The organism is Haloplanus sp. HW8-1 (assembly GCF_023703795.1).
Taxonomy (GTDB): domain Archaea; phylum Halobacteriota; class Halobacteria; order Halobacteriales; family Haloferacaceae; genus Haloplanus; species Haloplanus pelagicus.
The window spans coordinates 217,375-234,379 of sequence record NZ_CP098518.1 but is presented as its reverse complement, the minus strand read 5'-3'; the positions used below and the strand labels follow the sequence as shown (position 1 = coordinate 234,379).

Below are 17,005 nucleotides of genomic sequence, written 5' to 3'. Positions count from 1 at the left end.
CGCTCCCGATTAAATCTTCAGCGAATAGAGTCGCTTTCGCGCGTCGGAAAAGGAGAACCGCGACTCGACGACCTCGGCGTCCTCCAGTCGCGTCAGCGCGTATCGGACGGTTCGCGGCGGCAGGAGCGTCTCGTCGGCCAACTGACTCTGGCTCAGCGTCTCGTTGTAGTCGAGCACCTTCGCGACGAGTTTCGCACTCGGCGGCAGGTCACGTACGTCGGCCCACCGGTCCGACTCCGCGTCATGGGGGACTGCCTCGGTCGTACTCATCTTACTACACATTCCCGAATACAAGGTGATAATATTTGCTATCGAGTTTGATTCCTTCAGGTAATATCGCGGGACGGGCGTGCGGCGTGCGGCGAAGACCGCACTCACCCGAAGTCTCTTATGAGTCTGCGCCTTAAACCGGACAATGACCGATACTGTGGACGATGTCGACCTCCCGTACGACGAGGAGGCGACGTCGCAGCAGGAAAAAATCGAGGCCCTCCGCGAGCGACTCGACGTGCTGGAGGGACAGAACGAGGAGATGCGCGACAAACTGCTGGATGCGAACGCGGAGAACAACAAGTACCAGCAGAAACTGGAGCGTCTCACACACGAGAACAAGAAACTCAAGCAGTCGCCGCTGTTCGTCGCGACGGTCCAGGAACTGACCGACGAGGGCGTCATCATCAAACAGCACGGCAACAACCAGGAGGCGCTGACGGAGGTCACCGACGAGATGCGGTCGGACCTCGAACCCGACTCGCGAGTCGCGGTCAACAACTCCCTCTCGGTGGTCAAGCGCCTCGACAAGGAGACCGACGTGCGAGCCCGCGTGATGCAGGTGGACCACAGCCCTGACGTGACATACACGGACATCGGCGGACTCGACCAGCAGATGCAGGAGGTTCGCGAGACAGTCGAGATGCCGCTCGACCGGCCGGAGATGTTCGAGGACGTCGGTATCGACCCACCCTCGGGGGTGCTCCTGCACGGGCCGCCGGGTACCGGGAAGACGATGCTCGCGAAGGCGGTCGCCAACCAGACCGACGCCACCTTCATCAAGATGGCCGGCTCGGAACTCGTCCACAAGTTCATCGGCGAGGGCGCGAAACTCGTGCGCGACCTCTTCGAGGTGGCCCGCGAGAACGAACCGGCCGTCCTCTTCATCGACGAGATCGACGCCATCGCGTCGAAGCGGACGGACTCGAAGACCTCCGGCGACGCCGAGGTCCAGCGGACGATGATGCAACTACTCTCCGAGATGGACGGCTTCGAGGAGCGCGGCGAGGTCCGTATCATCGCGGCCACCAACCGCTTCGACATGCTCGACCCCGCGATCCTCCGTCCGGGGCGCTTCGACCGCCTGATCGAAGTGCCGAAACCCGACGACGAGGGCCGCGAGATCATCTTCAGGATCCACACCCGCGATATGAACGTCGCCGACGACGTCGACTTCGGCGAACTGGCCGAGATGGCCGACGACGCCTCGGGCGCCGACATCAAGGCCGTCTGCACCGAGGCCGGGATGTTCGCTATCCGCGACGACCGGACCGAGATCTACATGGACGACTTCGTCTCCGCGTGGGGGAAGATCAGCGCCGAGTCGGCCGACGAGAGCGTCTCACGAGCGTTCGCCTGAACCGCGAGCCGACTCGCTTACGGGATCCGAAAGAGCAGGTACGGTCCAACGAACAGCACGAGAAACAGGCCACCGATCGCGAGGGCGTAGGCCACGCCGGTCGCGCCGGCGGTTCGCCAGGCGGGATGATCGAGGTCGAACACACACCCAATGGGCGTCGCCGTCGACATAACGGTATCCCTGCGCGTGGTCGAACGGGCGACGCGTGACGCGACGTTTTTGACTGGCCGTCCGGTAACGGTAGTATGACCATCCGCACCGACGTGGCGCCGAGTACGCTCCCCGTGACCCTCCGGGAGGGCGGCGTCGAAGTGGAGTACCTCGACGGCCGAACGACGTTCTACCGCGGCGTCCCGGAGCGGAGCGCCGAGACGCTCTCGACTGCTCCCGGCAAGGAGGTTCACGTCCTCGTGACCGGCCCCGACGGGACCGAGGGCGTGATGATGTACGTCAACGACCGCAAGACCCACGAGGACATCCTGGAGTCGACGGGCGTCGGACGGATCGTCCTCGACGGCGGCGAGACCGAGGAGCTATTCCCGGGCGTCACCGTCGGGTCACCGGACGGGATGCGATGTCGGATCCAGGCCGACCTCGCGGTGGCGCGTGGTCGCGTGTTCGTCTTCGTCGAGGACGACTGGGGCGAGAAGTCGTACGAACTGGTCGACGGGAGCGAGTAGGCGACCTACTGTAGATAGGAGGGATCGGCGCTGTCGCTGTCGCAGTTGTCCTCGTGTTGTGCGGCGTCGTCGCGGTCGTCGAACAACATCCCACAGACCTCACACTCGTACCACGTCATACCGTCCCGCTCGGTCGTGGTCACCATGTGTATACGTGCGCGAGGCGGCGGTAAAACCGTTGCCCCGCCCTGGCCGCCGGGAAGAAAGAGTGCGCCTGGGCTCCTCGCCGCCTATCCGTCGTGCTCGAAGGGATCGACGAGTTCGATGGTCTCGGCACGGTCCGGGCCGACGCCGACGGCGTAGATGGGGGCACCGACCTCGTCGCTCAGGTACTCCAGATACGTGCGAGCGTTCACCGGGAGTGCGTCGTACCCGTCCTGGGCGGCGGCCGTCCAGTCCACCTCGGGCCACGGGTCGAACGCCTTCAAAATCGGCTCGCAGTCGGCCCACCGCTCGGTCGTCGCGGGCATCGTCTCCAGTCGCTCGCCGTTGAGGTCGTAAGCGTCGCCGACTTTCACCGTATCGAGGCCGGCGAGGACGTCGAGATGGTTGACGGCGATGCCGGTGAAACCGCTCACCCGGGCCGCGTGGCGGAGCATCGGGACGTCGAGCCAACCGATGCGGCGCGGCCGACCGGTGACGGTGCCGAACTCGCCGCCCTTCTCGCGGATGTAGTCGGCCAACTCCTCGTCGTCGCCGTCGAGTTCGGTCGGCAGCGGACCTGTCCCCACGCGGGAGAGGTACGCCTTCACGATACCGACCACTTCGCCGCGCCCGACCACCGTCGGTCCGACGCCACTCCCCGTCGACGCGCCGCCGGCCGTGGGGTTCGAGGAGGTGACGTAGGGGTAGATGCCGTGGTCGATGTCGATCGAGGTGCCCTGTGCGCCCTCGAACAGCAGGCTCGCGCCGTCGTCGAGTTCGGCCCCGAGGAAGTCGCCGGCGTTGACCGTCATGTCCTCCGCGGCGAGGCGACGACCGACGTCGGCGAACTCCTCGTGGAGCGCGTCGACGTCGAACTCTTCGCCGGCCTCCAGACCGAACACGTCCTCGACGAGGGCGCGCTTCTGCGGGACGACGTACTCCAGGCGGTCACGAAGGACGTCCGGGTCGAGCAGGTCGCCGACCCGGATGCCGCGCCGTCCGACCTTGTCCTCGTAGGTGGGTCCGATACCGCGGCCGGTGGTGCCGGCCGCCAGGTCCTCGTCGCTTTTCGCCTCCTCCTCGATTCCGTCGATGACGCGGTGATACGGCATGATGACGTGAGCGCGGCGCGCGACACGCACGTCGGGGTCCAGCCCCCGCTCGCGGAGCGTTTCCAGTTCGTCGAACAGCGTGCGCGGGTTGACGACACAGCCGTTCCCGAGGACGCCGACCTTGCCGCGGACGGCGCCGCTCGGTACTAGTGACAGTTTGTACTCCTCGCCGTCCTCGACGACGGTGTGGCCGGCGTTGTCCCCGCCCTGGTACCGGACCACGATGTCGGCGTTCCCACCCCACAGGTCGACGAGGGCCCCCTTGCCCTCGTCTCCGAGCTGGGATCCGACGATAGTGACAGTCATGTCCGCCCGGAGGTTCCAGCCGCCTCGCTAAACCGATTACGATACGCCCACGGCGACCGGAGCGGGAGTGGCCCGACCGGACGTGTCGCGCCGGGCCGCCGCCGGCATCGGTCGATGCGGCCACGACCCGAAGCGTTAATTACTCTCACCACCCACGTTCAAACGACCGATTCCAGTTCGCTGGTTCCCACAGCAACTTTTAAAACCCGCAAAGACAAGTTAACAAGTGTCATGATAGACAGGCTCGAGAAAGAAGTCGACATGCTCGAACGCCATTTGCAGGTGCTAAAGATGGTCATCGGGAACGAACCCATCGGGATCGTGAAGATGTCCAACGAGACGGGGTACCCCCATCACAAGGTCCGGTACTCCCTCCGTGTCCTCGAGGAGGAGAACCTGATCGAACCGTCGAGCCAGGGTGCGATCACCACCGAGGATACGGCCGACTTCGTCGACGAACTCGACGAAAAGATCGACGCCATTGTCGACAAACTCGATTCGATGAAGATCGAAGAGACGGCCGAGATTCAGAGCTAGAGGTCCGGCACGGTCAGGAAGAAGTCCTCGTCTCGCGCCTCGACCAGTCCGAGGTGGAACCCGGATTTCCGTGATAGTTTCACGTAGCTTCGTCGGGAACTCCGACTGAACAGACCACCACGGGTGGCGTCGACGGCGACCTCCATCGCATCGGCGTCGAAGTAACTCGTCGTCACGAAAAAGGCGGCCGCGAGCGTTTCCTCCGCGTCGCTCACCCGTCTCGTCCGGTCGAGCAGCGACTCGATGGCCGACGCACCCGTGGGATCGCGACCGTCTTCGAATGCAGCGACGAACAGCGGATCACCCATCTTGTTCCGGAACACGACGTCGAACGATTCCGTCGTCGTGTCCGCCCGTCCGTCGGCCATCACGTCCACCTCGCCGTCGAGGTCGATGCGGTCGACCCGCTCGATGGCCTCGTACAGTTTCGAGAGTTCGGCGCGCGTGTCGGTCCGACGGATCTCGTAGGTCACCGCAGTCAACAGCCACTCCGCGAACCGATGTTCCGGCGTCGCACGGAGGAACGACTCGAACGGCTGCCCGTCGACGGACAACCCCGTGGTCTCGAACTCCGTGTGGTAGTCGATCCGCAGGTTTGCACGCAGCGTCGACTCGTCGATCCGTCCCTCGGCCGCGCGTTCGAGCGTCCCCTCGGTCTTGTCCTCGTATCTGACGAACAGGTTCGTCCCCGAGAGCGCCTCATCGCGCGTGAGCGTCCGCTCCGCGGCGGCGGCAGCGCTGCCCGCGGCGTCTGCATCCAGTCGTTCGAGTTCCGCCTCCAGTTCCTCGACCCGGTTCCGGAGTCGCTCGACCGTGGCGCGAGACTCGTCTCGCTCACGCTCGATGCGTTCGCGTTCCGCCTCTGCCTCCGCCTTCTCGGCTCTGGCGGCCTCGAGTTCCCGCCGCAGTCGAACGACCTGATCCGGGGTGACCGAGTCGGGGTCAGCCTCCGCTCCCGACGGCTCGGCGGGCGGGGCGTCGGCCGCCTCGGCGCTCTCGGTGGTCCGGTCTCCCGTTTCCGCCCCTTGGGCCACCCCGACGTCAACGTCCTCCGTCGTCACCGTGCCGGCGTCCTCGACGGCCACCGTACCCGGGTCGTCGGCGGTCGTCGTGTCGGTGTCGGTGGTCGTCGTGTCGGTGTCGGTGGTCGTCGTGTCGGTGTCGGTGGTCGTCGTGTCGGTGTCGGTGGTCGTCGTGTCGGTGTCGGCGGTCGTCGTGTCGGTGTCGGTGGTCGTCGTGTCGGTGTCGGTGGTCGTCGTGTCGGTGTCGGTGGTCGTCGTGTCGGTGTCGGTGGTCGTCGTGTCGGTGTCGGCGGTTGCTGGTTCCGGTTCTGGCTCCGTCTCGATCGACCCCTCGTCGACGTGGTCCGAGTCGGCCGGGTCGTCGGGATCGGCGACCGCCGGGGTCGTCCAGTCGGGCGTCGTTCCCGTGCCATCGTCGGCGTCGGCAGTCCCGTCGGCCGCGGTGACGCCCGAGTCGGTCGTCTCCGGATCGTCGTCCGTGGCGACGCCGTCGGTCGCCCCTTCGTCGAACGCGACGTCGCCGACGCCGTCGTCGGTCGTCGCGTCCGCCTCGGCCCCGTCGGCGGCGACCGCAGCACCGGACGGAGTGCCCGTCTCGGGGTCGTCCGACCGGGCCTGGTCCGGCCGCTCGGGCAGGTCGACGACCTCGATATCGGCGTCGACGACGGAGTAGATGCCGACTTCGTCGGCGGCGCGTTCGAACGCCTCGTCGCCCGTGAGGAGGCGCCGGCTGTTGCCGACGTAGGCGACCGGGAGCGACCGGCCACCGTAGTAGACGACGTAGTAATCGCCCGAAAGGACGTTCTCCGAGAGCTCGACGTAGCCGACGAAGCTGCCCGCAGAGAGAGTGTCGTCGATCTCGCCGAGCGACGTCTCGTTCGAGTAGTACTGCCCGCGCGTCTCGCCGCCACGGGATCGCATCGCATACAGGAGCGGCAGTGAGATGTCGGGTGCGGTGTAGGCGGTGAGCGACGCGTCCTCGAAGTCCCCGATATCGCCGTCGAACACCCCCAGATACCGACCGTTGAGGACGAACGTCCAGGCGGATCCGTCGGTGACGGCGCCCGAGAACTCCTCGTCAGCGAGGTCGTGCAACCCGGTAACGCCATCGGCGACCGGACGGGACCCCCACTCGGTCACCGTGTCGAGAATCTCGCCGTCCATTTGTGAAGATATGGACGTATGCGAGCCAAATACTTTCCGGCAACGGACTATCGCTACTCGTCGACGAACTCGATGGAGATGCGACGTCGCTCCCCGTCGACGTACTTGTAGCGTTCGTCGGGGTCCTCGCCCTCGGCCCGGCGGTGCGAACCGTCACAGAAGGGATACGCCTCGCTCAAGCCGCACAGGCAGATGGCCACGTCACCCTTCTCGTCGTCGATATCGTCCGGTGTGACGATCTTCGGGCCGGTTGCGGTGTGGGTCACTTCGCGTGACATACCACGCGGTCGTCGGGGCGGCGGCTTAAATCGGGCGGCGCCGCGGTCAGTGTTTGTGTGTGAACAGAAGGGGGCTCCCTTCGTGGACGGTGACGCAGATGTCGAGCGGTTCGATCTGTTCGAGGCTGGTCTCGGTCTTCTTGCAGGCCACGAGGTCGTCGAACGGATCCTCACAGACGGGGCACGCTACCGAGACGGTGTTCTGGTAGAGTTTGATTTCGTCGTTCTCCTCTCGCGGCGTGAGCGACGACACGAGCTGCTCGAAATCCTCCATGCAGTAACTGTCGCGTGAGCCCACATAAATTTACGGCGCTGGCCGCGGCGACAGGGGTCGCCGCCCGATCAGGCGCCGATGGACGCGCCCACGTACAGCACGACGACGAGGAAGATCCAGACCACGTCGACGAAGTGCCAGTACATCGAGACGGTGCTGACCGACACGTGGCGTTCGGCGGAGTACTGACCGGCGAGCGCACGGATCGTGACGACGGCGAGGAGGACGCCACCGAGGGAAACGTGGAGTCCGTGGAGACCGGTCAGACCGAAGAAGGCAGATCCGAAAAAGCCCGAGGTGATCGTGAAGTTCGAGTGGACGATGAACTCGTAGTACTCGTAGACCTGCCCGCCGATGAAGACCATGCCGAGGACGAGCGTCGTCAGCAGGCCGAGGAGGAACTTCCGGCGGTCCTCGTTGCGGATGGCGACGTGTGCCCAGTGGAGCGTGAGACTCGACGCCACCAAGATGGCGGTGTTGATGAGTACCAGCGATCCAGTCAGGTGCGGGAGTTCGCCCGGCGGCCACGTCCCCGCGCGGATGAAGAAGTAATAGGTGAACACCGCGCCGAAGGTGGCGAGTTCCGAGCCGAGGAAGGCGATCATCGCCCAGCGGAGCGCCGACGCACTCGTCTCGTTGCTGCCACGAGACCAGAACTCGGCGACGAAGGCGTGATACAGCCAGCCGTACAGGCCAAAGAGGAACGCCCCGACGCTCGAGGCCGCCAACAGCGGGGCGATCATGGGATCGATCGTGGAGTCCTGCCCGCCTGCGACGATGAAGAAGGCGGCAGCGACGTAGATGCCGCCGGCGCCGAGCGCCGTGACGAACGGCCACCAGCTCGCCTCACCGAACCCCCGCGGCCAGTCCTCGACTGCCGGGAGGTGGTGTCCGTGGTCGTCCCCGCCGTGATCCGTACTCATACTCCTCCGTTGCGATTCGACTACCAAAAATCCTCCCAACCGCCGCCGCCGGGGACTCGCTCGGTTCCGGAAGCTACTCCACGGGGAGACCCCAACCGTCGATCGATGGCCTCCGAATCGCGGCGGCGACGGCGACGGCGACGGCGGTCACGCGCCGTGGGCGCCGTCCTCGCGGTCGCCTGGGTCCTCGTCGCGGGCGTCGGCCGCGTCGCTGCCCACAGCGGGAGTCTCCGCGGGGCGACACGCGATCCGATCGCCGTCCCGACGTGGCTCTTCTTGCTCACCGGCGGCGGCGTCGTCGGCGTCTCGTTTCTGCTCGCCAGCTTCGTCACCGACCGCCGGCTGGTCGCCGCCGTCCACGACTGGCGCCGGCCGCTCCCCACTCCGGGACGGGCGCTACACGCCCTCGCGGGCGCCGCCGGGATCGTCGTCCTCACGGTCACGGTGGCCGTCGGTGTCGTCGAGGACGCCACCGGCGTCCGCAATCTCGCGGTGCTCGTCGTCTGGGTCGCCTGGTGGGGTGGCTTCGTGGCCTCGACGTACCTGGTCGGGAACACCTGGCCGGCGCTCGGCCCGTTCTGGACCGTCGCCGAACGCCTCCCCTCCCTCGACCGACGGTACCCCGACCGCCTCGGCGCGTGGCCGAGCGTCGCCGGCCTCCTCCTGCTGGTGTGGGTGGAAGTCACCGCACCCCTCGCCGACGACGCCCGACTGCTCGTCGCCGTCCTCGTGGCGTACACCGTCGTGACGCTCCTGGGCGCCGTCGTCTTCGGGACCGACCGCTGGTTCGGAAGCGTTGACCCACTCTCGCGGGCGTTTCGTCTCTACGGGCGACTCGCACCGCTCGGCATCGAGGACGGTCGCCTCCACCTGCGTCTCCCGGGTGGCGTGCTCCCGGAGACGACCCTCGACGAGCGCGGTGACGTGGCCTTCGTCGTCACGCTCCTGTTCGTGACGACCTACGACGGCTTCGTCGCGACCGGGCCCTGGGCGGCCGGCGTTCGTGCCGTCGTCGGCGCGGGCGTGCCGCCGGTCGTCGCCTACCTCGGCGCCTATCTCGTCGGCGCCGCGCTGTTCTATCTGGCCTACCGAACGGCGGCGCGTCTCGGTCGGCGACGCGCCGAGACGTATCTCTCGGTGACCGAAATCGCACGGCGTTTCGTGCCCTCGCTGCTCCCCATCGCCGCCGGCTACCACCTCGCACACAACCTCGGCTCGGTGCTCGTCCTGGGGCCGACGCTCGCCGCCGTCGCCGTTTCCCCTCTCTCGCCGCCGCCGTCGCCGCCACAACTCGCCGGCCTGCCGGCGTGGTTCGGCGGCCTCGAACTCGCCTTTGTCCTTCTCGGCCACCTGCTGGCCGTCTGGGTCGCCCACGCGACTGCCTACGACCTGTTTCCCTCCCGGCTGCAAGCCGTCCGCAGCCAGTACGGCGTGACCGCCGCCATGATCTGTTACACCATGCTCAGCCTCTGGATCGTCGCGGAACCGTACGTCGCCCCACCCTTCATCGCCTCGTGACCGTGACCGACAGGGCATCCGACCCCGACCCCGACGTCGACATCCACGTCCCGGCGGACGCGACCGCACACGTCTGTGAGCGGTGTGGTCGACCGTTCGCCGGAGCGGGACGGCTGGCGCTCCATCGCGGACTCGAACACGGCGAGGAGCTATCGGCGGGAGAACGCGAGGCGTTCGACGACGCCCGCGAGGACGAGGAGGCCGCCCTGCGGCGGTTCAGACTCCTCGCGCTCGCGGCGCTGGTCGCACTCTACTTCGGCTTCCTGTTGACCTACGCAGTCGTCACGTAGGGGACCATCAGTCGGCCTGTCCGCGGGCCCGGTGGTAGGGCTGCCCGGCGATGTCCTCCCGGAGGTCCGCGAGCGTCCCGCGGCCATCCGGATCGGTGCCGGTCATCTCCGTGACGACGGCGAACACCTCCTGGCGCGATATCTTGACACCGGTGTCCGAGAGCGCGTCCTCGGGGCGTGCGAGGAGTTCGCGGAGCGTCCCGACTGCGAGTAAGAAGGGGATGGCCCACGCCGCGACGGTGTTGCCGTCGGTCGTGGGTACCGTCTCCAGATACGTCTGGGCGTCGTCGAGGAAGGAGCGCGCGTGACGCGCGGTGCGCCGGACGACGGCCGCCGCCCCGGACTCGTGTTCGGGGGCGACGACCTCCTCCTGGGGGACCCCCTCGGCGGCCAGCCACTCCGCCGGGAGGTAGACGTTGTCCTCCTCGGTGTAGTCGTCGTAGACGTCCTTGGCGACGTTGACCAGTTGCAACAGGAGACCGAACTCCTCGGCGGTGTCGTAGAGGCGGGCGCGACGGCCCTCGCTCAGGTCGCCGCGTGCCAGCAGGTTGGTGACGAGAGTGCCGACGGTGCCGGCGGCGTAGTAACAGTACTCCTCCAGTTCCTCACGGGACTGGATGCGGAGGCCCCCCTCGTCGGCGTACCGCTCGACGAACATCGACATCCCCTGGACGAGTTCGCGCGCCGGCGGCGTGACCGCCTCGCACACGTCGTCGGGAAGCGCCCGAAAAGTCCGGACGATCCGCGGGGTGCTGGCGACGACCTCCCAGTCCTCGGAGCGGGCCTCGGGTGCCGGGAGCCACTCGTCGACCGTGTCGCGGAACGCGTCGGCGTCGGCGTCGTCGGTCGGGTCGAGCACACGGTCGTACTCGCGGAGGAGACGTGCCTGGGCCGCCGGCGGAATGTGGTCCGCATCCTCGACGGTGTCGGGCACGCGACAGAGGAGGTAGCCGACACAGATGTACGACGCCATCGGTTCGTCGAGCACGTCGACGGTCAACGCGAACGTTCGGGAGACACCCTGGACCGCCTCGTGGCACCAGTCGAGGTCGGCTTCGTCACCGGGAGGCCTAGCTGCGTGTCGAGACATTCGGAGCGGTTGCGCGTTACGACCGAGGGGTTAAAAAGTCTCGTGGGCGACATCGTCGGAACTCCGGAACGGGAAGCCACAAGTCGTTTGTCCCGTCCAACCGAGACCACCCGTATGCCATCGACCAAGCAGGTCGTGGGGGGAGTCGTCATCGCGTTTTTACTCGCCGGTCTCGCCCTTTTCTTTTTCAGCCAACCGTCGGTGTCGGGGATCGACAACCGGTTCGCCGGCGTCAACGAGACGACGACGGTCGTCGAGAGCAACCTGTCCGTCCGGAATCCCAATCCCGTCGGCGCCAGTCTCGGTGGACTGACCGTCGACTACGCCATCGACATGAACGGCATCCGGATGGCGACGGGCGTCAAGGAGGGGGTCTCGATCCCCCAGGGACCCTCGACGGTGCCGATGACTACGCGCCTCGCGAACGAACGCATCCCCGCGTGGTGGACGAGCCACATCCGCAACGGCGAACGGACCGCACTCGCCGTCAACGCCGACGTCCACTCGTCTGCGCTCGGTGCGTCCTTCGGCGCGCCGAAGGTGACCCGCACCGTCGAGACGGACATGTTCGACAACAAGCCCGACGACGCGGCGGACGGGGACGGGACGGCGACGGCGACCCCCACGCCGACGCCGGCACCGACCACGACCGACGACGGGGGCATCCTCGACGGCGAGGACGGGACGGCGACGCCGGACGACGGGACCGCGACACCCACGCCGACGCAGACACCGACGCCGACGCAGACACCGACGCCGACGCCCGACGACGGCCTCCTCGACGGCGGGGAGGACGGCACGGCGACGCCCGATAGCGGGACCGCGACACCGACGCCCGACGACGGACTGCTCTCCGTCGGGGTCCCTAGCGGGACGATCCCGGTGACGCGAACGCGATAGGGCAGGGGCGGGGATCGTTACTCGATGGTGACGTGTTCGGACTCCTCGTTGAGCGCGAGGTTCGCCGCGATCTCGGCGTTACGCATGGCGTACTGTGCCGTCTGCTGGAGGCTCACCAGCACCTCGCGGGTCCGCAGGAGTTCCACTTTCGGCATGTCTGGCAGGCTCCGGATCAGTTCCATCTCGCGGTCGCTGATCTCCGCGAACATCCGCCCGACTGCGATCGCCTTGTCGTAGTCGCGTTCGACGACGGCTTCGACCGCCGTGGCGGTGATCTCGTCGACCTGATCAGTGAATTCGCGAATCGCCCGCATTGTCGAACCGTCGACGTCGAGGGTGTTGTTCTTCGCGTCCAGCGCGATGTTGGCGATGTCCTCGGCGTTGTCGGCGGTGAGTTCGAGGTTCTTCGCCACGGAGCGGTAGCCGATCAGCGGGAAGCCGGATTCCAGGCCGACCGCCCGGGCGAGGTTGGGATTCTGGTAGGCCATGAAGATCAGGCGAAGCAGAAGGACGAAGATCTTGTTCGCCTGTCGCTCGCGGTTCAGCGCCCGTTCGGCCAGGTCCGCGTTACCGTGGGCCAGCGCCTTGACCGACTCGCCGCGCATGGTACTCCCGGTGTTCTCCAGGCGTTCGAGGAGGTTGTCGAGGGTGAAGTCCTCCGGGTCGACCGAACAGCGGATCGCGATGCGCTCGGGCGTCTCCTCGATGACACCGAGTCCCATCAACTGTGTCTCGGCGCGGTAGACGGCGTTGATGTGCTCGCTGTCGAGGGCGTCCTCGGATTTCTGAATGTGGATGACCCGCCGACCGAGGACGTATTGGGCGACGATGGCCCGTTCGAGCGCCCCGGAGTCGAGGTTGTCGGCGTGGATGGTCGCCTCGGACCCCTCGGTGCTCGCCGACTCCGGAAGCACCGTTAGCGTGCCCTTCCCGCCCATCCGGAGCGACACCTCGTCGCCCTTCTCGACGTTGTGCTCTTTCGCCCACTCCGCCGGGAGCGTCATCGCCAACGTCGACGGTCCCAGCCGTTGCACTTTCCGTGTTTCCATAGCACACGTATCTATTCCAATGGCCTTAATCTTCACTATGGGACATTATACCCCATGAATGATGTTGATGTCTGGTGGTTTTAGGCGATCTCCATCAGTCGCCGTTCGAACCGACCGACCCGGACCCGGGTCCAGCCCCGCAGGTCCGCGTCGAGATCCGGATCGTCGGTGTCGACGCGTAACTGTCCGATATCGTCGAGTTTCGCCCGGGAGGCGACGACCGCCACCTCGCACTGCCGGATGACCGCCGGGGAGAGCTGTGGGTTCCCCCGTCCGAAAATGAATCCCTGGCCGCCGATGGGCGAGACCACGATCACGTTGTGGTCGCCGAGTGCGTCGAGGATCTCCGCCTCGGTGGCGTCCCTGGCGAGTACCTCGCCGTCGCGCCACACGTCCACGCCGAGGGGCGAACCCTCGACGCCGAGGGCGTCCTTGATCGCCCCGACGGTACTCCCGGGGCCGAGGACGTACGTCACCCCCGCCTCCACGCCGTCGGCGAAGCCCTCGGCCAACGATTCGACGTTCCCGCTTCCCGTCTGTTTCGAGGACTGGAGGCTCTCGCCGACCGGCACCCACGCGACCGCCCGCAGTTCCGGGTTCACGGCCCCCTCGCGGTACTCGTCCTCGTCGATGTCCATCACCTCCCGGCGCTCGGTCCGTTCGAAGGAGGCGATCACGTCGGCCGCATCCTCGGGCGAGACCGCAAACACCGACGAGTACACCTTCACGCCGCCGGGGATCCCCAACATCGGCGTCCCGCTCCCCTCCAAGGCGGCGGCCACGTCCGCGGCGGTGCCGTCGCCGCCGACGAACGCGACGAGGTCGACGTCGGCGTCGGCGAACGTCTCGACGGCCGCCCGCGTGTCGGCCGCGGTCGTCTCCGACCCCGCGGGCGACCCCAGCACTGTGGGATCGAACCCCGCGTCGCGGGCGAGGTCGGCACCCATCGGGGCACCCCACGTCAAGAGCGTCGCGTCGGGGAGTCTGTCGGCGAGAGCCTCGAGCGCACGTCGTGCCCGGTCGGGCGAGCGCGGTTCGGCACCGCGGGCGCGCGCCTCCTCGACCTTCCCGTCGGTACCCTTCAGGCCGACTCGTCCACCCATACCCGCGATGGGGTTGACCACGAACCCGAGTCGCATGGTGAGAGCTACGGGGGCACGGTGAAAAGCGTCGCGACCGCGCGACGACGACCGTCCGATTCGGTTAACGAACGTTTAAGCGACTGCCGTCGATAGGGCCACCTATGATCCCACTCCAGTCCGGGGAACCCCTTCCCATCGCGGCGACCGGTGCGGTCGTACTACTCGTCAGTCTCGGCGTCACCCTGCTCTGGTTGCTCTACCTCCGGCGCTAGGTCGACGCGGTCGCGGAGCCAGTCGGCCGCGGCGCGGGCCGTCGCCGCGTCGGTCGCGATCACCTTCAGCCGAACCGACTCGCCGGGGTAGCTCCCGACCGCGACGTCGAACGCCGCCCGAACCTCGTCGAGACGGTCGATGAGTGCGCTCTCCGGTTCGACCGTGCGCACCTCCTCGACGTGCGTTCGCTCCCCCTCGAACTCGTCGACAACCGTCTGGAACATCGCCTTCATCTCCGCCGGCACGCCCGGCAGGACGTACACCGAATCGAGGGCCGCACCCGGTGCCACCCCCTCGGGATTCGGGAGCATGCGTGCCCCGGCCGGGAGGTGGGTCGTCCCCTCGGTGAGGTCGGCGGCCGTGTAGTCGCCGTGGTCGGCGATCCACGCCGCGGCCGCCTCGTTTGGAACGACCTCCCGGCCGAACGCCGCCGCGACGCCGTCCATCGTCACGTCGTCGTGAGTGGGGCCAACACCACCGGTGACGACGACGGCGTCGTACTCCGCGCGGTACTCGTTGACCACGCGGGCGATATCGGCGATCCGGTCCGGAACGGTCGTGATCCGCTCGACGCTCACCCCGCGGTCGTCGAGGCGAGCACACAGCCACGAGGCGTTCGTGTCGACCGTATCCCCGGAGAGCAGTTCGTCGCCGACGGTGACGACCGCGACTCGCATGGCGTGGCGTAGACGGGGGACGTTGAAAACAGTCGCGACCCGGATACGATCAGCCCATGCCCGGCGGCGGATCGTCGCGGAACTCGTCGTCCGTGTCCACGTCGAGACCGAGTTCCTCGCGTTGCTCCCTGAGCGCGTCGATGCGACGCTTGTAGTAGAGGGCGCCGACGGCGCCGACGATACCCAGCCCGACCGCGGCGCCGCCGAAGATCAGCAGGTCGCGTTGCAGGTAGAACTGCACCGAGACGGAGTCGCTCTCCACGCTGTCCCAACGGATGACCCGTCGATCATCCGCCGGGGTCACCTCGTACCCGCGGGGGCTGACTTTCCCGAACGGGAACATCTCGACCCGGCGGTTCGGCGGCAACACGACCGCGTACGAACCGTTGACGAACGTCGGGAGGCTGAACCGCTTGGGCGTACTTGAGGAGGTGAACGCGAGTCGGCCGCCGCCATCGTCCGGGGCGTCGGCCGGGAGCCGGACCGACACTCGCTCGCGCGAGCGGTTGATCGCCCCGCCGCGGGCGACGAGTTCGGTGCCCGTGATGACCGTCCCGTTGGGGTAGCGGTACCGGACCGCCGAGACGGGAATGGCGTTCCGGCCGCCGAAGCCGTCGCGGCGGAACAGTTCCATCCGCGTCCGATCGAGCCGATAGACAGCCTGGAACCGTGCGTTCTCGGTGATCGTGATGTGGGCGTTCACCTCGTTGTCCCAGACGTACGGCGACGGTGGGTCCTCGTCGAGTTGCTCGTCGGAGACGGGCTGGGAGCCGAAGAAGCCGGCACAGCCGGCCGTGAGGACGAGCGCCACGAGGCCAACGAGGGGAAGCAGGCGACGGCGACTCATCGCTCAGGGGACGACACATTTCAGCTCCGCAGGGAGGTACTCGCCGACGCTGGCGAGCAGTCCCGGCGGATCGGTTCCCTCGGTACAGACGGCACTCTGTTCGAGCAAGCCGAGGCGTTCGACCGTGACGATGTCGCGGGCGTGACCGGCGCGGTTGATCGTCGCCCGCACCTCGCCCCGCGTGGCGCTGTTGACGTTCAGACGCCCGTCGCCGCGTGTCCACTCGAAGAGGCGATCACGCTCGGCGTCGGCGAGTCGCGGTGGCTCGCCCGCCACGAACCGCATCGGGAGGTGCTGGACGAGGCCGAACCGATCCCGGATCTGTGACGGCGATCCCGGGCCGAGACCGAGTTGGTCGGCCGGAATCCGCACCCGTTCGCCCGCGTCGAGGACGATCCCGTCCTCGTCCCACGATTCGAGCGTGCCGACGTAGGTCTCCCCGTCCTCGAAGCCGGTGCCGATGGTCCCCCACTCCTCGCCCAGAGCGTTGCGCGCGGCCACGGCGTCGTCGCCCTCGATGGTCACGGAGACGAAGTCGTCGTGGCGGACGCCGACCTCCCAGGTCACGTCGAGGTCGCCCACGACGTTGTCGACGAGCGCCTGCATCCCGTCGAGTGCCCGCTCTCTCGCGTCGCCCTCGACGTAACATTTGGTTGCGAGGACGACCATCAGCGGGTGAGTTCCACGTTGAGTTCGTTCCGAAGCTCCTCGATCCGTCGTTCCGTCGACTCGATGAGATCGTCGTTGTCCATCGGTTCGAGCGGCGCCCCCGTCTCGGGACACTGGAAATCGAACTCCATCGCCTCGCTGAACTCGAAGCGGATGCCCGCCGGCTCCGAGAGGTAGAACTCGTGGGTTCGTTCGTACTCCAGACGCTCTTCGAGGGCGTCGAGTAGACGGTACATCTCCTCCTCTAAGTTCTCCGGGATGTTCTCGTACTCGAAGGTCCACAGGTAGGTGAGCCACCCGGAGTCCTCGTCGCGGACGCGGCGGTAGCTGGCGAGGTCGTTCTCGTAGAGGATAAACAGGGCCCGGCGCACGTCGTTCAGTTCGAGCTCCAGTTCCTCGGCGAGTTCCTCGTCCGTCACCTCCCCGTCCGGCGGCGCGGCGGCGACCGGCATCCCCGTCGGACCGACGAGTTCGTGGAGGTACTTCTGGATCACCGGATCGCTCAGCAACTCCTCAAAAGCCATTGTGTCCCGTTCGGTC

21 protein-coding genes are annotated in these 17,005 nt (G+C 67.2%); 6 read left to right on the top strand and 15 right to left on the bottom strand.

Going from position 1 to position 17,005, the window contains the following annotated elements; translation table 11 throughout:
* Positions 1 to 9: 9 nt before the first annotated feature.
* Entirely contained in the window at positions 10 to 270 is a 261-nt protein-coding gene (locus tag NBT82_RS01240) for a MarR family transcriptional regulator (RefSeq protein WP_251329779.1), read from the bottom strand.
* Positions 271 to 415: 145 nt separating this feature from the next.
* Between NBT82_RS01240 and pan1 the strand changes: the two genes are divergently transcribed.
* On the top strand, positions 416 to 1,630 hold the full coding sequence (pan1, locus tag NBT82_RS01235) for a proteasome-activating nucleotidase Pan1 (RefSeq protein ID WP_251329778.1): 1,215 nt from the start codon (positions 416 to 418) through the stop codon (positions 1,628 to 1,630).
* A 17-nt stretch (positions 1,631 to 1,647) separates the two neighbouring features.
* Here the strand turns inward: pan1 and NBT82_RS19985 are convergent, their stop codons facing one another.
* The gene (locus NBT82_RS19985) at positions 1,648 to 1,773 is read right to left on the bottom strand and encodes a hypothetical protein (RefSeq protein ID WP_256476661.1); all 126 of its coding nucleotides are present in this window, start codon (positions 1,771 to 1,773) and stop codon (positions 1,648 to 1,650) included.
* Positions 1,774 to 1,875: 102 nt separating this feature from the next.
* Between NBT82_RS19985 and NBT82_RS01230 the strand changes: the two genes are divergently transcribed.
* Entirely contained in the window at positions 1,876 to 2,310 is a 435-nt protein-coding gene (locus NBT82_RS01230; protein WP_251329777.1) for a DUF5796 family protein, read from the top strand.
* Between the two features lie 5 nt (positions 2,311 to 2,315).
* Here the strand turns inward: NBT82_RS01230 and NBT82_RS01225 are convergent, their stop codons facing one another.
* Positions 2,316 to 2,456 (bottom strand): DUF7128 family protein, encoded by a 141-nt coding sequence (locus NBT82_RS01225; RefSeq protein WP_251329776.1) that lies wholly within the window; start codon positions 2,454 to 2,456, stop codon positions 2,316 to 2,318.
* 84 nt (positions 2,457 to 2,540) lie between these two features.
* Entirely contained in the window at positions 2,541 to 3,872 is a 1,332-nt protein-coding gene (locus NBT82_RS01220) for an adenylosuccinate synthase (RefSeq protein ID WP_251329775.1), read from the bottom strand.
* 231 nt (positions 3,873 to 4,103) lie between these two features.
* On the opposite strand from NBT82_RS01220, the gene NBT82_RS01215 reads away from it, so the two are divergent.
* The gene (locus NBT82_RS01215) at positions 4,104 to 4,409 is read left to right on the top strand and encodes a hypothetical protein (protein WP_251329774.1); all 306 of its coding nucleotides are present in this window, start codon (positions 4,104 to 4,106) and stop codon (positions 4,407 to 4,409) included.
* On the opposite strand, the gene NBT82_RS01210 is transcribed toward NBT82_RS01215, so the two are convergent.
* The 4 genes from NBT82_RS01210 to NBT82_RS01195 form a co-directional block, all read right to left on the bottom strand.
* Complete coding sequence (locus NBT82_RS01210) at positions 4,406 to 6,595, bottom strand: DUF7527 domain-containing protein (RefSeq protein WP_251329773.1); 2,190 nt, start codon at positions 6,593 to 6,595, stop codon at positions 4,406 to 4,408. The two genes, NBT82_RS01215 and NBT82_RS01210, sit on opposite strands and share 4 nt — an antisense overlap.
* Before the next feature lie 53 nt (positions 6,596 to 6,648).
* Positions 6,649 to 6,873 carry a CDGSH iron-sulfur domain-containing protein gene (locus NBT82_RS01205; RefSeq protein ID WP_251329772.1) on the bottom strand — a complete coding sequence of 75 codons (225 nt, stop codon included), beginning with the start codon at positions 6,871 to 6,873 and terminating at the stop codon, positions 6,649 to 6,651.
* A gap of 46 nt (positions 6,874 to 6,919) precedes the next feature.
* Entirely contained in the window at positions 6,920 to 7,147 is a 228-nt protein-coding gene (locus NBT82_RS01200; RefSeq protein ID WP_251329771.1) for a DUF7385 family protein, read from the bottom strand.
* A gap of 68 nt (positions 7,148 to 7,215) precedes the next feature.
* On the bottom strand, positions 7,216 to 8,070 hold the full coding sequence (locus tag NBT82_RS01195; protein ID WP_251329770.1) for a cytochrome c oxidase subunit 3: 855 nt from the start codon (positions 8,068 to 8,070) through the stop codon (positions 7,216 to 7,218).
* Positions 8,071 to 8,175: 105 nt separating this feature from the next.
* Between NBT82_RS01195 and NBT82_RS01190 the strand changes: the two genes are divergently transcribed.
* Positions 8,176 to 9,588 (top strand): hypothetical protein, encoded by a 1,413-nt coding sequence (locus NBT82_RS01190; RefSeq protein ID WP_251329769.1) that lies wholly within the window; start codon positions 8,176 to 8,178, stop codon positions 9,586 to 9,588.
* Positions 9,589 to 9,590: 2 nt separating this feature from the next.
* On the top strand, positions 9,591 to 9,878 hold the full coding sequence (locus tag NBT82_RS01185) for a DNA-binding protein (protein WP_251329768.1): 288 nt from the start codon (positions 9,591 to 9,593) through the stop codon (positions 9,876 to 9,878).
* A gap of 7 nt (positions 9,879 to 9,885) precedes the next feature.
* Here NBT82_RS01185 and NBT82_RS01180 read toward each other — a convergent pair whose 3' ends face one another.
* On the bottom strand, positions 9,886 to 10,968 hold the full coding sequence (locus NBT82_RS01180; RefSeq protein WP_251329767.1) for a phytoene/squalene synthase family protein: 1,083 nt from the start codon (positions 10,966 to 10,968) through the stop codon (positions 9,886 to 9,888).
* A gap of 114 nt (positions 10,969 to 11,082) precedes the next feature.
* Between NBT82_RS01180 and NBT82_RS20100 the strand changes: the two genes are divergently transcribed.
* Positions 11,083 to 11,868 (top strand): LEA/WHy family protein, encoded by a 786-nt coding sequence (locus NBT82_RS20100; protein ID WP_305882158.1) that lies wholly within the window; start codon positions 11,083 to 11,085, stop codon positions 11,866 to 11,868.
* Between the two features lie 17 nt (positions 11,869 to 11,885).
* On the opposite strand, the gene NBT82_RS01170 is transcribed toward NBT82_RS20100, so the two are convergent.
* The 6 genes from NBT82_RS01170 to NBT82_RS01145 all read right to left on the bottom strand — a co-directional run bounded on the left by NBT82_RS01170 (position 11,886) and on the right by NBT82_RS01145 (position 16,989).
* Positions 11,886 to 12,917, bottom strand: coding sequence for a phosphate signaling complex PhoU family protein (locus NBT82_RS01170; RefSeq protein ID WP_251329766.1), 1,032 nt, complete (start codon positions 12,915 to 12,917; stop codon positions 11,886 to 11,888).
* An 80-nt stretch (positions 12,918 to 12,997) separates the two neighbouring features.
* The gene (locus NBT82_RS01165; protein ID WP_251329765.1) at positions 12,998 to 14,056 is read right to left on the bottom strand and encodes an ATP-NAD kinase family protein; all 1,059 of its coding nucleotides are present in this window, start codon (positions 14,054 to 14,056) and stop codon (positions 12,998 to 13,000) included.
* Between the two features lie 161 nt (positions 14,057 to 14,217).
* Positions 14,218 to 14,949 (bottom strand): competence/damage-inducible protein A, encoded by a 732-nt coding sequence (locus NBT82_RS01160; protein WP_251329764.1) that lies wholly within the window; start codon positions 14,947 to 14,949, stop codon positions 14,218 to 14,220.
* A gap of 49 nt (positions 14,950 to 14,998) precedes the next feature.
* Positions 14,999 to 15,796, bottom strand: coding sequence for a DUF5803 family protein (locus tag NBT82_RS01155; protein ID WP_251329763.1), 798 nt, complete (start codon positions 15,794 to 15,796; stop codon positions 14,999 to 15,001).
* Positions 15,797 to 15,799: 3 nt separating this feature from the next.
* Positions 15,800 to 16,465: a DUF2110 family protein gene (locus NBT82_RS01150; protein ID WP_251329762.1), complete on the bottom strand. Its 666-nt coding sequence runs from the start codon at positions 16,463 to 16,465 to the stop codon at positions 15,800 to 15,802.
* The gene (locus NBT82_RS01145) at positions 16,465 to 16,989 is read right to left on the bottom strand and encodes a transcription factor (protein WP_251329761.1); all 525 of its coding nucleotides are present in this window, start codon (positions 16,987 to 16,989) and stop codon (positions 16,465 to 16,467) included. Before NBT82_RS01145 ends, NBT82_RS01150 begins: the two co-directional genes overlap by 1 nt.
* Positions 16,990 to 17,005 lie beyond the last annotated feature (16 nt).